Source organism: Desulfogranum marinum, assembly GCF_963675105.2.
Classification (GTDB): domain Bacteria; phylum Desulfobacterota; class Desulfobulbia; order Desulfobulbales; family Desulfobulbaceae; genus Desulfogranum; species Desulfogranum marinum.
In genome coordinates, this window is record NZ_CAXXRO010000002.1 from 1,295,024 (window position 1) to 1,309,840 (window position 14,817).

Sequence of the window (14,817 nt, forward strand, 5' to 3'; positions counted from 1 at the left end):
AGTATAAGAATCCAAGGAGCCTGTTGAATAATATTTTTATCCTCAAAGCAAAGCATCTACAGCTATCCAAGTGCAGCCTAAAACTGATTTCACAGTTGACGCTTACCGGCGAGCATTGGATTTCTACCAACAACGATGAGGAAAAAGGTTATTCCCGACAGGCTCCGAGGGGTGTTTTTCAATACCCTTGATTCTTTTTTAGATGTCGTCGCCCTAATAAAAAGGTATAAAGCTTAGATTGCAGTTTTGGGTAACAGGCATAATGTATTTAACCTGAATAGGGTCAATGGACAAACGTATAGAACAAGAAAAAACTATAACTCAGCAACTCAGAAAAATCTTCAAAGCCATTCAAGCTCACTCTAAAAGTATTGAAAAATCATGTGGATTAAGCAGTGTGAGACTTTGGATGCTGTTTGAAATTAGCTCGACAGAAGGTATAAAGGTTTCAGAACTTGCCTCAATACTATCTATCCATCGATCTACTTGTTCCAACATGCTGGATAAACTGGAAGACAATAACCTCATTTACCGCAAACGGAGCAAAACCGATCAACGTATAGTTCACCTCTACATCACTGAAGAAGGTAAATCCATACTTGCCAAGGCTCCTTCCCATCCCGAAGGAAAATTGAGCGCCAGTTTAAATAAATTATCCCAACAGCAACTCACCGAACTTGAACAGAGCTTTAGTGTCTTGTTAGAAGCTATGCACTATGATGACGAGCAAGCCGGTCTCATGCCAATTCAGCCGACCTGATTACTTTCTTCTCTAATAATCGTTTTTTACCTGCCGGCTAGTTGGCTATCTTAAACACTTCGCTCTTTCTTCAAGCGTAGGTAAACCCCATCTCCGGGGTTATGTATATCCACCCGCCGACATAGTATAAAAAAAGTCATCCTGGTATTATATGATTATCGATAGAGAGAACGTCGCTGTCCGCACCATCCTTTCATGTACAAATTTTGATGATCTCAACGTGCTGGAAATCGGATGCGGTGACGGCAGAATCACCATTGGATTGCATAAAAAATGCAAAAAGCTCGTCGCCATCGATCCCTGTAAAGAATCAATCACCACCGCCCGAAAAAAGTTTCCGGAAATAGACTTTCGACAGGGAACCGGCGAAGCGCTTGATTGTGGAAACGAAAAATTTGATATTGTCTTATTCAGTCTCTCTCTTCACCACCAAAATAGTTGTAAAGCATTACTGGAGGCGGAAAGAGTGCTAGCGCACGATGGTTACGTTTTGGCATTGGAGCCATCGATAGACAGCCATATTTCAGTTATATGCAATATATTCAGGGACGAATCAAATGAGCTGATGGAAGCCATGGAGGCCATCCATACCAGTAACTTTGATCTGCTATCGATCCAGCAAATCGATACGGAGTGGATTTTTGAGGATGTACAGGAATTATACGCTTGGTTACACGATTTTTATCCGCAGAAACATCATCCTTCCACGATAAAACAAGTTGACGCACTTCTCGGTGAAAAGACGTTGGCGAAACCGCTCATCATCTCTGATACTCTTCTCCTGTCTGAACTCTCCCCCCGCCTGTAGCAGCATCTCTCGCATACCTTGATCTTGAACTACAGCGTATATACGTCAAGCTTCCCTTCGATATATATTACCAAATGATTGAATAGCACTGTGGCTACACGACTGCAAAAAAGAGTTTTTTGCTATTTCATGTAATTTCAGCTATATAAAATAAAGATTGGATGTAATTACTCACAGGCACCCCACGGAGTCTCCCGTTGGTCGCTTACCTGCGAAAAATAGCGCCTGTCCAAATAGGTAAACGAAAACTCCATAAGGTTCCTCTAAGCAGTTACAGGTTTTAGGTGTAATAAATCAAGGAGTTGTCAACCCGTTGAGTAGTTACGCTTGCTGAACAATTACAAAAAAAATATCAATATGAAATTTTTTCAAAAATCAACAGAAGAATGTCGAGAACATGGCTATCATAATTAAATCAAAAAAACAAATAGATGGAATAAAAATTAGTTCTAAACTGGCAGCCGCCACTCTGGATTATATTTCGAAATATGTTGAGGCAGGCGTATCCACTGAATTTCTTGATGACCTCATCCATGATTTCATATCTGAAAATGGCGGTATACCTGCACCATTGGGTTACCGCGGCTTTCCTAAATCATCCTGTATTTCACTCAATAATGTCATTTGCCACGGAATCCCTTCTAAAGAAACCATTTTAAAAGATGGGGACATTCTCAATATAGATGTGACTACTATAGTGGACGGATATTATGGAGATACCAGCCGTATGTTCACCATAGGTGAGGTGTCTGCACAAGCGAAAAAACTTATCCAGGTGACCAAAGAGTGCCTTGATTTAGGTATTGAACAAGTACAGCCTAAAAAACGATTTGGGAACATAGGCTTTGTTATCGGCAAACATGCTAAAGCCAATGGGTTCAGCGTGGTGTATCAATTTTGTGGCCATGGCGTTGGCTTACAATTTCATGAAGATCCCCAGGTCAACCATATTTCACCTAAAAAAAGTGGGGCGAGAATGAAACCTGGTATGATTTTTACCATTGAGCCCATGATTAATGTTGGCAAAGCAGAGGCCGCTATAGACAAGAAAGACGGATGGACCGCCAGAACAGTTGACAACCAGCTTTCAGCTCAGTTTGAGCACACCGTTTTAGTGACCAATTCAGGCGTTGAAGTCTTAACTGAGAGCGGTGTTGTATAAGATTACCTTGAGAAATGGTTTTTCTTCCAATCTCTCTAAATCTACAGCTTATCTGGTATACCTGTGTTTTAACTTAGCCATCTTTTTAAGATTGGTGGATTTTATACGAGTTCACCAATCTTGGTCAAAAATCTAATTATTCAAGATATCCTGTAGTAAATGTGAGAAGCAGGAAAACTACAGTTGCCCCTGCATGCAAAATGCTCCATAATATGATATCCTGACATTTCTTGCATCTGGTGCTGAAAAACACTGGGTATGCAGATGCTTAATACAGCTATCCCCAGACAGCCTGTCCTGGTAATATTGCAGTAAGTTGTTAGCACCGCCATCTTTTTTACCCTGTCGTATGGTGTTGCAGCGTCTCCGTGAAATAACCGATATTTCGGGACAACACACATGAAGATTCAATACTGATTCAAGGGTGTCTTATGAAATCACTACTTTTCGTCGCATTCCTCGTCTTTCTTCCTGGGCCTCTATGTTTGGCCAGCAATCAGTCAACTCCAACTACCAACAAGGAATATTCCACCTGGGTGCAAGACATGAAAGCACAGCCCAGGGGACCTTTTAAAAAAGTGATGTGGTTTTGCAATGACGGCAGTGTACTGCCGCCCAAGCCTTATGCCTGCAGAGAGCACGGCGGTGGGCGGCAGCATGGAGCGTATACAGAACGCACCAGTATTATGAGAGATAATGGCTATTACATAGCCAACATACTGGCCGCCCTTGATATTGAAAAAGTACTGCAGGAACCTGATTTTATTGATCAGTATAACCAAATTCTGATAGAAAAATTTCTGATCCAGATTGACGACGGATGGATCATGAGAAAAGCTCAATTCTATCGTGGTGCCATCCAGGAAGAAAATGAGAGAGACGGGGCCAGAAAGCTGTTAACCAAACTCAGTACTCAAAAGGGCTGGCTCACCTCTCGTTTTTTAAGTCTTTACAGTGGAGTACGATTACTGGCCCACGGAAAAGACACCGCTTCTGCACAAAATATTCGGCAGCTTTCAGCATCACTAGCGGAAAAAGATAAAGGTTTTCTACCACTCCGCGTAAAAATTCATGGATCTCCCGATGCTGGTGATGCTGCATTGGTGAGGAAATATGCAAAAACTGTCACAGATAATGCCCAATACCTGCTGCTGGCAGATGAAATCGATCAGGTATATACAGCTCCTGATCTTTCTGATGCTTTAGCTGCTCAGGCAAAAATATATTCCAAAGCACCCTGGCTCCAAAAATGGATGCGTGAGACAGCGCAAACTTTGGAAAAAGACAACAGCCCGGAAAATCAATACCGTACAACCGGAAAAGCATTAGCCGATATACGCGATTTCCTGCCTGAGGTGAAAAGCCCAAGTGCACGGATACAGTTGTTGGACTTAAGTCTACAGGTTGAAGCCGCCCATTTTGCCAGCAGTACACAACTACGAAAAAATATTGGTCAGATGCACCGCAAGCAACGCATCAGCCTGCTGCAGGCATCTGCTTTGGCGGCTTATGGTACAGGCGTTATCAACAATAGAAGCTATCAGCAAGCTGCTGCTTCCATTGCCAAATTGGACAAAAGCGAGCTGAATCTCACAGATTACAGTGAAGAATTACGCTACCTGGCAAGGGTACCGGGATGGGGCACCCAGGCGATGCGTTTTCAATTTTACACTTCAATGCAAAAACTTGGGCAAATAGAACCACTTGTCCACCTCTTTATCCAGGATCAGTTACGGGGCAGCCCGTTATTGTTTTTCTCTCAGGTCCTTAACGGGCTGACCATTGATGTCAATCAATTATCAGGAGTCAAACACAGCCTTTTCGGTAAAAAAATCGGCGTTGGATTTCATGCACTTAACCCGGGGCTGGTACGAGGTACGCTTTATACCGATGTGTCGGGTGAAAACATTGCATCTATCCAACCGGACGGCATTTACGTGCTCCCTGAGACGGTTTCCGATCTTCCACCATTATCAGGCATTATTACTGCCGGCGAAGGAAACCCACTTTCCCATGTGCAGCTGCTGGCTCGCAATCTGGGAATCCCCAATGTGACGGTGAATGAAGATATTATTCCTGAATTAAAAAAACATAACGGTCAGGTTATTATCATGGCGGTATCGCCTTCAGGTTTGGTGGAAATCAGTGCTGATAATGAAAAATGGCGAGCCTTTTTTGGCGAGGCAGTAAAAAACAAGGAAAATGTTGTTATCCGGCCTGATCTGGAGAAACTGGACACAACATTTAACAAATGCATCGATTTAACCCAGCTGCGCGCCACAGACTCAGGACGAATCGTCGGGCCTAAGGCAGCTAAGCTTGGTGAGCTCAAATATATTTACCCTGATAAGGTAGCCAATGGCGTTGCTATACCTTTTGGCGTTTTCCACCAATCGGTGCTGACCAAACCATATAAAGGAAGCTCCAAGACACTTTTTGAGTGGATGACCGAACAATATGCCTTTCTCCATTCACTGCAATCCGATCCGGTCAATCACCGCCAAAAGACAGAAGCTTTTCGTGCGGAATTATATGATATTATTCTCCACTCTCAACTCGATCCAGCCTTTATTGATGCATTGCGCAACTCTCTGGAACAGACATTTGGCAGCACAGAGATAGGTGTGTTTGTGCGCTCCGATACCAATGTGGAAGACTTACCCAATTTTACGGGGGCCGGCCTCAACCTGACCCTGCCAAATGTTATCGGTTTTGACAATTTACTTGCTGCAGTCAAACAAGTGTGGGCATCTCCTTTTACAAAGCGAGCCTTTGCATGGCGCCAATCACATATGGAACAGCCCCAATACGTTTACCCTTCTATCCTGCTGCTGCGTTCAGTGGCCAGTGATCAGTCCGGCGTTATGGTGACGGCAGACATCGATACCGGTAATCAGGATATTTTATCGGTGGCGGTGAACGAAGGCGTTGGCGGTGCTGTTGACGGGCAATCAGCGGAATCTTTACGCATCAACAGAAAGGATGCTTCTGTTCGTGTGTTGGCGACAGCTACAGCTCCGACAAGGCGACAACCATCTCCAGCAGGCGGGTTAGTAGAACTCCCGGTGAGTGGATCTGATACGCTTCTTCAGCCAGAAGAGATTCAACAACTCATAGAGTTTGCCAATGAGTTACCGAAAAAGTTCCCGTCCATCGTCGACGATGCCGGCAGCCCAGCACCAGCTGATGTTGAATTTGGCTTTGTTCAGGGTCAATTGAACTTGTTCCAGATTCGCCCCTTTTTAGATAATGATGCGGTACAGGGAACCACCTACTTGATGAATATGGACAAAGCTCTGCAGAGTAGCTCTTCCATACGTGTAAACATGAATGGAGTTCCAAAACAATGAAACAATACAAGAAGATGCACATTGTTACCGCCCTGATCTTCCTGCTCGCCTTGTCCTCAACAATGGCTCATGCGTATCCATTGGATGGATACGCTGACACCGGCATACGACGAACAGAAGGTGCACGTCTGGCAAACCAGGGGATCATTGCAGATGTCAAACAACCACCAGGCGCTTTGTTGACAACCAAACAGGTAGATCTTCGCCTGCTGGAGCATGGAAACTTTCAAATTCCGTCTCCAGACCCAGGACTCTCAGCACAAATTACATCACTGCTGGGCAAGCATACCAACGAATACAGTGTTGCTTTACTTGATTTAACCGACATCGCGAGCCCCCGCTATGCAGTGCACCGCGGTGATCATAAACAAAATGTTGGCAGTGTCGGTAAAATATTGGTGGCTTTGGGCTTTTTTCAGGCGTTGGCAGATACCTGGCCCGACGACACCGCGCAACGCATCGGGGTTTTAAAAAATACGCTAGTGACAGCCGACAAATTCAGCCAATCTGATCATCATACCATCCGCATTTTTGATATAGAAAATAAAAAATTAACCAGAAAAACCATGCAAATAGGTGATCAGGGATCACAATGGGAATTTCTGGACTGGATGCTGTCTGTCAGTTCGAATGCGGCTGCGGCAATGAACCAGCGTCAGGGGATGCTGCTCACCCATTATGGTAAGGATTTTCAACCAAGTGAAAAAGAGATACGGCGTTTTTTTAAGGAGACACCTGCCAAAGAAAAGACAGCTCTTTACCAAAAAACATTCTGGGACCCGGTTACCCGCAATGGTTTGGATCTTGAACAGATGCGCCAAGGTAGCTTTTTTACTCGAGAAGGGAAACGGCTGGTCAACGGTGGCGGTAACAGTTATGCAACCGCAAACCAATTGCTGGAACTCCTGATTAAAATGGAACAAGGCCAACTGGTCGATGAATTTTCCTCACGACAACTAAAACGACTGCTATATATGACGGAACGTCGTATTCGCTACGCCTCGGCTCCGGCGCTGGCTAACTCAGCTGTCTATTTTAAATCTGGCTCGTTATACAAATGCAAGAAAGAGGAAGGGTTTAAGTGCGGCGCGTATAAGGGAAATGTCCGCAACTATATGAACTCTGTTGCCATTGTCGAAAGCCCCCCGGAAGAAGGCAGTCTCTATTATATGGTGATTGTTATTTCTAATGTATTGCGGCAAAACTCGGCAGTCGAGCATCAGACACTGGCAACCCGTATCCATCGCCTGATGCAGAAAGAACATTCGGTAACAACACAATAAACCAGACGACTGAAATTATTTTTTCATCAAATGAATAAAAAACCAACAACACAACGCAGTCGCGTAGAAAAGTTTTTACAACTTTTTACTCAAATACAGCCCGGAGAGGGAACAACGGCAATCATGATGTTTGCCAATGTCTTTCTTATTCTCTGCGCCTATTATTTCATAAAACCACTGCGGGAAGGCTGGATTGCGGTATCTGACATTTCCGGATTAACCAAGATGGAGGTCAAAGCCTATTCCAGCTTTTTCCAGGCAATGCTGCTGCTTTTCATCGTTGGCTGGTATGGCAGGTTATCTGAAAAATGGACTCGTTCAGCCCTGGTAACCCGAACCACCCTTTTTTGCATTGCTAATATGGTGTTTTTTTGGGCTGTCCAGCCTGGTTTGTTTTTTGAAGTACTTCCCTTTTCAGGCATTCTTTTTTACCTCTGGGTAGGCATGTTTGGTGTATTTGTCGTAGCACAGTTCTGGACCTTTTGTGCCGACATCTATAACGATGAAGCAGGTAAGCGTCTGTTACCAGTGATTGCCATAGGTGCAACATCTGGGGCAGCATTTGGTTCTGAAATCGTTAATGTCCTTGTGGGCAGCGGGATTGTTCCTTCTGAGTCCCTACTCCTCGTCGGAACGGTACCGCTCTTTGCTTCAATTGTTCTGACGCGTCTTGTTGATGCCAGACAGCGCAACCAGGCAGGTGTACATGTGGACATGGCCTGCAGTGCACAAAAACAGAAGGGGCATGATACCCAAAAAACCTCTGATGACGCCTCACAAAAGAAGCAACAAGGGCTCGGCTTCCTTTTAAATGGTGCAAAACTCGTTTTAAAAAGTCGTTTCCTGTTGGCGATTGCACTGTTGACCCTATTAAACAACTGGGTCAATACCAATGGCGAGAACCTGTTATTTCAGGTCGTTCAGAATGCGCTGACAGAGCAGGCTGTACACCAAAAAATTAATGACCCTCAATCTATACTGGAATTTACACGCAACGGCACCACAGCCTTTTACGGTAATTTTTTCTTTTGGGTCAATATAGTTGCACTTCTGTTGCAAGCGTTTCTCGCTTCCCGTCTTCTGAAATATGGAGGTTTTGGGACAATCATACTGATTCTGCCAGTGATTGCGATGATATCATATACGGTTATGGCACTTGTACCCATACTCATAATCGTAAAAATAATGAAAATTGCCGAAAACTCAACAGACTATTCGTTAAACAATACCGCTCGCCACGTGCTTTGGCTGCCAATGGATTCTGCCAGTACATTTCATGCTAAGCCGGCAATTGATACGTTATATGTCCGCATTGGAGACGGTCTTGCGGCCTTAACCGTCTTACTTGGGGTACAGGTCTTTGCCTTGTCTACTGTACAGTTTTTCGTCTTTAATATTTGTCTTGTTTGCCTGTGGCTGTTTTGTGCGGTGATACTCATTCGGGAGCGATGTAAGCTTGTAGAAAATGTTGAATAGCGACAACATCTTTACTGCTCACCTGTAATCATTGTATGCAAAGGCAAACCTAACTTTTCCAGCCATTTTCCACCTTGCGTGGAATCTGACAGCCCGACAATAATATACTTGGAGTTTTTACACTGAACCAGTGCACTGTCGGCATGACAATTTTTCCAAGAGCCTGACTTACGATACATCTCTATTTCAGGCACGTTTTTCAACCCTTTGACAAACTTGTGATTAATTCCCGGTTTACTGAGTATTTCCTTCATCTTTTCTGTATATTCTGCTGTTAACAGCTGCTGTGTTTCCAGCAAGTAATAAAATCGAGCCGCCTGAATAGCGGTGGCTCCATGGGAAAAATTATACAAGGGATCTCGACGATAGGCTCCGCTTTTTCCATACGGTTTTCCAACCCACAAGCCGCCATTATGCTGCGGATCATAAAGGGCAAAATCGGGATCCTGTAGGATCTGCAAAATCCGCTCTCCGCCGACAATTGATAACACGTAACTCGCCGCAGTGTTGCTGGAATAGCGAATCATATCGGTCATCTGTTTATAGAGTTCATCGCTTTCTTCCAGTTTCCCCGCCTCAATCTCGACAAAGGCCCCTAGTAAGATTGCAATTTTAGGCAAGCTGGCGGCATAATACATTTGATTGCCGTTAAGCTGTGCCAAGCGTGGGGTTTGTAGTGCACTTATCTCAACAACGACTAATGCAAGATGTTTATTTGTAACCTGGCTCCATAAGCCCTGCTGCTTAACAACTTTTTCCAATTTTTGCTGGAGAACAGCATCACTTGCTTCCCAAAGCGTTGGAAAAGCAGGTTGCTGGACATTGCTGAAATCTGCAGCAAAACTTGGCAGGCAAGACACGATACACACGAAAAAAAGTGATAAAAAGAAATGCATACGGGTTTTCAATAAAAAAAGAAGTAATTCATGGATAATTTGCAGCCAAAGTTTGCATCGTTATGTTCAGTGCAGGTTGCGTATATCGCCCTAGGTTGACATAAAAATAAGGACTTACATGATCAACATGTCCCAAAATAATAGTAACAATTAAGTAAAAATTACAAATAATCTCGCCTTACCCTTGATTTGTATCCCTATGATGCCATTAGCTGTAGCCTTGGTATCGTTTTCAACCAACGGTTGCATCTCTACAAGCTTTATTCACAAGGCCGCAAATTAGGTAACCAAAATATTTTCTGCATCGCTGATAAATAATTGACCTGTATAAAAGAATTATCCTCATTACCCTGCTATTTATCAATGCCGTTGGTTCGGAAGGCATAATAAAAATCCTCAACAAAAAAACATGGGCATAAATAATGGGAATGTACACAATAGTGGTCCCGCGACCAATCACCTCAAAATGGCAGATACTCTGGTCATGGATTGGGGCATTTATCGGAATCGCCTTAGTATCGCTGCTCACTCGCTTTGCACTTGAGGGAACAAGTTTAACCTTGATAATTGGATCGTTCGGAGCCTCCGCAGTTTTGATATACGGAGCAGAGGACAGTCCCCTTGCTCAACCAAGAAACCTCATGGGTGGTCATATACTATCTGCTATTGTGGGGGTTACCGCATTCCAAATCCTTCCGGACCAACTATGGTTGGCTGCCCCTTTGGCTGTTGCGACAGCGATAGCTGTAATGCAGTTTACCGGTACTGTACATCCTCCTGGCGGGGCGACTGCCCTTATTGCAGTTATTGGAGGAGAGAATATTCATCAACTTGGATATATATACGCTCTTTTCCCCGTTGCTACCGGTGCTTTTCTCATGCTGCTCATTGCGCTGGTGGTAAACAAAGTAGCGCCGGGTAGAACCTATCCAAAAAAATAAAGGGTCATTATGCTCTTCGTTCGCTTGCTTCCGGTTTTTTTGAGTTCGGTTCTCATTGCTGCCCACTTTCAAAGATCAGGCGCTGCAATCATTGCTGTTTTTTGTCTTCTCACGACCAGCCTGCTTTTTATTACAAGACCATGGAGCCCACGAATTATGCAGGTACTGCTAGTGTTGTATTCATTGGAATGGTTAAGAACCATGGTTAACCTGGTTCAGTTACGCCAGGAATATGGTATGCCTTGGGTACGCTTGGCTATTATAATCGGTGGAGTCGCCCTGTTTACGGCATTATCTGCACTTGTTTTCCGCCATCCTGGCTTGCAGAAAAAGTACCACCAAGTGAAATAAAGCTGTGAACGCCTGGCAATAACAAAGCAGGTATCGCTCTTTTCAGGATTTCTGGCATGCATAGCCAGTAAACTCCAAAAAATTGTTATCTATACAAAAAAATACTCACCCAGAAGGATAGTTACTGACGCTCTGTTTCATTTCAAAAGGATAATTTTTGCAGCCTCTTCTCTCAGCGCACTAATGTCCATCGGCTTGGCAAGATATTGGATATTCCTTTTATCGAAAAAGGATTGCCTCTCAGAAGAAAGATACCCTGTCATGAAGAGAAATCTATTGCTGGACGACGGATATTTTTCTACCGCTTCATGGTAGAAACGCAGCCCATCCATTTTAGGCATGTCGATATCTGAGACTATTAATTTATAAAATTTTTTCTCCATCATGTTGAGCGCCTCTTGCCCATCATGAGCAATATCAATGTTCCCTGATCGGTTAAGCAGTGATTTAATAAGTCCGGTAATCATCTTTTCATCGTCGACTATTAAAATATTTTCAGTCCATACAGGGGGTAATTCTTTTATTTTCTGCAGTGCTTGCGTTCGTCCTTGCACTGTCTCTAAATAGTGTTCAATTTCCTTGATATGGGTTTGTATTCTTGCGGCTGGATATTTGAATTCACACGTTCTATCTTTTAAAAAATTGACGACGTAAAGAAATATATCATTCCATTCTGAAAGCTCAACCTCGACTATTTTCTCGATGAGTTCTGCTTTGGAAAGAGTTCCTTCCGTACTGCCTGAACTGATTTCTAAAAAATATTTTGTGATTTTTTGATTTGTTTTATCATCAACGCAAATCACGGGTAAAATGTCAGGCTCTGCTGACAGATATTCTGCCGCACTTCCCATAACGTGATAATGCCAAGCTTCCTCTTCGGCCGTATGCTCTAAAAATTTTTTAAATTTTTCGTCGTTTGCATAAATCAATGCGGCTTGCGAATATACATTGTTTGCTAAATGCTCAATTTCACGGAGCCATTTAATAATCTCTTTCATTATTTTCTCAAATGAGTAAAGAAGATTTTGCAGACTTTGTTTTCTGACTATCTTGCATCATTGTGTTTTCATCCACTTTCTCGGAGCCTGACGCTTGCCTCATTATGTGAAAATATTCTCAGAGGTATGGGAAAGCTCCGAGAGTAGCGACATGGTTGCGACATTTTTTTCTGCATGCCTCCACTATAGGCAAAAAACCTGATTATTTAGGATCCACATTTTTTCCATTTCCCGGCAAGACGTATTGTTTAATATCTTATAAACAGGTATCAACAACTCAATCTACGAAACGGTTGACATACGATCCGAAACCAGGAGAGAACTATTTTGCACAACTCCAATCCTGCCGGTTACACCATTGAAGGAACAGGCAGCCTGCTCGAGTGTCTGTTTCTCGACGTGTAATTTTGCACAAATATCACCAGGCAAACTGGTCACTAAAGCTATGTTGATTCGGTTTGTTTTTTCCATCATGGATAGAGCGGTACCACCGTTGCCGGTATAATTATCTGCTAATGCCTTAAACGCATTATCCCATCCGCCCATCTCAAAATACGGCAAAAAGGTTGTTGACCCAATCCCGTCTCGACACTCTGCAAACATGACCAGTTTCCCTCCATCTCGGACCAGATTGGCAGCATTATGGAGAGATTTATGTGTCTGAATCATATTAATATCCTTAGGAAAACCGCCTGCTGAGGCAAAAAGCAGATCAAATGGCTTTTCAACTTCAATCTTATAACAATCGTCCAGCATCCTGCAGACAACAAGGAAATCGTCGTAGTTTTTCCCGAAATGGTAGCTAGCCGGTTTACCTTTGCTGTCTAAAACAGCATGGATGGATCGGTAGTTGGGAAGCATCTCGTGAATTTCTTGAAGATCCTCTGCCAAAGGATTACCATCAAGGTTTCCAGGCCAGCATCCTTGAGCGAGTCGTGCGTTTTCTTTATCCAGAAAAAGTCCATGGTTCGTATAAATAGCCTTTTTTTCTCCCAATCCTGGAAAAAGCAACTTCCTCCCACCTCCATACCCTGCAAAATAGTGATGGGAGACCGCCCCGAGAGTAAGAATAAATTCGGACTCAACAACATCCCGCCGAACCTTTACTTGCGTCCCCTGGCGCGTTGCTCCCAACATAACAAATGCATCCTGTTGGGTGCAGTCATGAGGAATGAACCGGTACTTTTGATACACTTCTCCGTATGCCGCAAGGCACTCGTCTTCTGACTGTGGTAAATGAGTCCCATAGGCGATATAAAAAGTAACCTGATCATCATTTATGGATTTTTTTTTCAAGGTTTCCATAACCCAGGGGAGAACCTGCGGATATCCGCACAACCTGGTTTTATCCGCTACGATGATTGCTACGGGGCCCCTGATAGCCTGGTTGCCGATGAGTTGATCCAGACCACTGACAAATTTTTCTTTGCCCACTGATGCCGGCGGCTCGGTTCCATAAAGCGGTTGCGCCCGACCAGGAAGCTTTATGGCTACCTCCTTATTGCCATACTTAAAGACAACTGTTTTCACTGCGCTCCTCTTACAGACTGAATTTTTCAGCAGCCTTGGTTAACAAATAGTCGCCGATTGGAAGGGCCGATGTAGCAGCCGGTGAAGGGGCATTGCAGACATGCAGCGATCGATCTGTCTCTGCAAAAAGAAAATCATGCACCAAGCTGCCATCTTCCATGACCGCCTGTGCTCGGATACCTGCAGGATAGGGCAGTAGATCTTTCGCCCTTATCCGGGGACAGTATTTTTGCACCCGTTTGAGGTAACCCGGTTTATACAACGAGTCGATCGTCTCCTCAATTCCGGCATGCAAATTATGGCCTAGCACTTTCCAGAACCCCTTATATTGTACCATCTGTGCTATATCCTTAATGCTCGCATTGAAACGACCATACCCTTCCCTTTTCCAACCCAATACTGCATTGGGACCTACAATCAGCGAGCCATTAACCATTGGTGCAAGATGGACCCCAAGAAAAGGAAGATCTGGATCAGGGATAGGATAGATAAGGTGTTTTACTAGAGATCTTAGACGAGATGGTAGCTGGTAGTATTCTCCCCTGAACGGAACAATCTGAAACGTAAGAGCAATAGCCATCATCCTCGCCAGTCGATCAGCCATCAGGCCACCACAAACAACCACATTTACAGCATGGATACGATTGCCTGCTGTTTGCACCCGAACCTCCTGTTCCACCTCCTGGATTTTAACCACTTCGGCACCAAAAAGCGTCTTACCGCCGAGATCTCTAAATAACCTGTTCATCTGCCTGGTGATTTCGGGATAATCGGTAATCGCGGTCGCTTTAACTAACAGAGCTCCTTTGCCTGTAATATTTGGCTCACGCCGTCTGAGTTCTGGTGCAGATATGGTTTGGACAGTGATGCCATTCTCATAGCATCTTTTACGCAGCGCCTCCATCCTTGCCATTTCCAGATCAGAGGTCGCCACCAGAAGCTTGCCGCATTGCACATAGGGCAAATTGTGCTGTAAACAGAACGTTTTTGTCAGTTCAGCACCCTTTTTGCACAATTCAGCTTTAAGGCTGCCAGGCTTATAATAAACGCCTGCATGTACAACTCCTGAATTATGACCGGTCTGATGACCGGCACAATGTTGCTCTTTGTCGAGCAGCAAGATGTTGAGCTTTGGATACTTTTTTTTTAGTTGAAGCGCAGTGGAGGCACCGACAATGCCATTGCCAATAACCAGCAAATCGGCTGATATATGTTCCATAGGGCTTCACTCGTTGGCTGGGATTACTTTCTGCTACGAAAAA

11 protein-coding genes and 1 pseudogene are annotated in these 14,817 nt (G+C 44.0%); 8 read left to right on the plus strand and 4 right to left on the minus strand.

Annotation, left to right across the window (positions count from 1 at the left end; all coding sequences use genetic code 11):
- Nucleotides 1-286: 286 nt before the first annotated feature.
- The 6 genes and pseudogenes from ACHZCY_RS06565 to ACHZCY_RS06590 all read left to right on the plus strand — a co-directional run bounded on the left by ACHZCY_RS06565 (nt 287) and on the right by ACHZCY_RS06590 (nt 8,839).
- Nucleotides 287-760: a MarR family winged helix-turn-helix transcriptional regulator gene (locus ACHZCY_RS06565; RefSeq protein WP_205221792.1), complete on the plus strand. Its 474-nt coding sequence runs from the start codon at nt 287-289 to the stop codon at nt 758-760.
- Nucleotides 761-911: 151 nt separating this feature from the next.
- Nucleotides 912-1,568 carry a class I SAM-dependent methyltransferase gene (locus tag ACHZCY_RS06570; RefSeq protein WP_319548256.1) on the plus strand — a complete coding sequence of 219 codons (657 nt, stop codon included), beginning with the start codon at nt 912-914 and terminating at the stop codon, nt 1,566-1,568.
- Nucleotides 1,569-1,956: 388 nt separating this feature from the next.
- Nucleotides 1,957-2,730 (plus strand): annotated as a pseudogene (gene map, locus ACHZCY_RS06575) (type I methionyl aminopeptidase); the annotation flags it as partial.
- 545 nt (nt 2,731-3,275) lie between these two features.
- The gene (locus ACHZCY_RS06580; RefSeq protein ID WP_319548257.1) at nt 3,276-6,080 is read left to right on the plus strand and encodes a PEP/pyruvate-binding domain-containing protein; all 2,805 of its coding nucleotides are present in this window, start codon (nt 3,276-3,278) and stop codon (nt 6,078-6,080) included.
- Nucleotides 6,077-7,363 (plus strand): serine hydrolase, encoded by a 1,287-nt coding sequence (locus tag ACHZCY_RS06585; RefSeq protein ID WP_319548258.1) that lies wholly within the window; start codon nt 6,077-6,079, stop codon nt 7,361-7,363. Before ACHZCY_RS06580 ends, ACHZCY_RS06585 begins: the two co-directional genes overlap by 4 nt.
- A gap of 30 nt (nt 7,364-7,393) precedes the next feature.
- On the plus strand, nt 7,394-8,839 hold the full coding sequence (locus tag ACHZCY_RS06590) for an NTP/NDP exchange transporter (protein ID WP_319548259.1): 1,446 nt from the start codon (nt 7,394-7,396) through the stop codon (nt 8,837-8,839).
- Nucleotides 8,840-8,850: 11 nt separating this feature from the next.
- Here ACHZCY_RS06590 and ACHZCY_RS06595 read toward each other — a convergent pair whose 3' ends face one another.
- Nucleotides 8,851-9,699: a serine hydrolase gene (locus ACHZCY_RS06595; protein ID WP_319548260.1), complete on the minus strand. Its 849-nt coding sequence runs from the start codon at nt 9,697-9,699 to the stop codon at nt 8,851-8,853.
- 458 nt (nt 9,700-10,157) lie between these two features.
- Here ACHZCY_RS06595 and ACHZCY_RS06600 point away from each other — a divergent pair, with 458 nt between their 5' ends.
- On the plus strand, nt 10,158-10,676 hold the full coding sequence (locus ACHZCY_RS06600) for an HPP family protein (protein ID WP_319548261.1): 519 nt from the start codon (nt 10,158-10,160) through the stop codon (nt 10,674-10,676).
- 156 nt (nt 10,677-10,832) lie between these two features.
- The gene (locus ACHZCY_RS06605; protein ID WP_319548262.1) at nt 10,833-11,027 is read left to right on the plus strand and encodes a hypothetical protein; all 195 of its coding nucleotides are present in this window, start codon (nt 10,833-10,835) and stop codon (nt 11,025-11,027) included.
- Between the two features lie 137 nt (nt 11,028-11,164).
- Here the strand turns inward: ACHZCY_RS06605 and ACHZCY_RS06610 are convergent, their stop codons facing one another.
- The 3 genes from ACHZCY_RS06610 to lhgO all read right to left on the minus strand — a co-directional run bounded on the left by ACHZCY_RS06610 (nt 11,165) and on the right by lhgO (nt 14,774).
- Complete coding sequence (locus tag ACHZCY_RS06610) at nt 11,165-12,025, minus strand: response regulator (RefSeq protein ID WP_319548263.1); 861 nt, start codon at nt 12,023-12,025, stop codon at nt 11,165-11,167.
- Between the two features lie 282 nt (nt 12,026-12,307).
- Nucleotides 12,308-13,555: a lactate racemase domain-containing protein gene (locus ACHZCY_RS06615; protein ID WP_319548264.1), complete on the minus strand. Its 1,248-nt coding sequence runs from the start codon at nt 13,553-13,555 to the stop codon at nt 12,308-12,310.
- A gap of 10 nt (nt 13,556-13,565) precedes the next feature.
- Nucleotides 13,566-14,774 (minus strand): L-2-hydroxyglutarate oxidase, encoded by a 1,209-nt coding sequence (gene lhgO / locus ACHZCY_RS06620; protein WP_319548265.1) that lies wholly within the window; start codon nt 14,772-14,774, stop codon nt 13,566-13,568.
- Nucleotides 14,775-14,817: the final 43 nt, after the last annotated feature.

Coding starts and splice junctions, on each gene's coding strand:
- ACHZCY_RS06565 (WP_205221792.1), top strand. CDS start 287: ATGGACAAACGTATAGAACAAGAAAAAACTATAACTCAGCAACTCAGA.
- ACHZCY_RS06570 (WP_319548256.1), top strand. CDS start 912: ATGATTATCGATAGAGAGAACGTCGCTGTCCGCACCATCCTTTCATGT.
- ACHZCY_RS06580 (WP_319548257.1), top strand. CDS start 3,276: ATGAAAGCACAGCCCAGGGGACCTTTTAAAAAAGTGATGTGGTTTTGC.
- ACHZCY_RS06585 (WP_319548258.1), top strand. CDS start 6,077: ATGAAACAATACAAGAAGATGCACATTGTTACCGCCCTGATCTTCCTG.
- ACHZCY_RS06590 (WP_319548259.1), top strand. CDS start 7,394: ATGAATAAAAAACCAACAACACAACGCAGTCGCGTAGAAAAGTTTTTA.
- ACHZCY_RS06600 (WP_319548261.1), top strand. CDS start 10,158: ATGGGAATGTACACAATAGTGGTCCCGCGACCAATCACCTCAAAATGG.
- ACHZCY_RS06605 (WP_319548262.1), top strand. CDS start 10,833: ATGCAGGTACTGCTAGTGTTGTATTCATTGGAATGGTTAAGAACCATG.
- ACHZCY_RS06610 (WP_319548263.1), bottom strand. CDS start 12,025: ATGAAAGAGATTATTAAATGGCTCCGTGAAATTGAGCATTTAGCAAAC.
- lhgO (WP_319548265.1), bottom strand. CDS start 14,774: ATGGAACATATATCAGCCGATTTGCTGGTTATTGGCAATGGCATTGTC.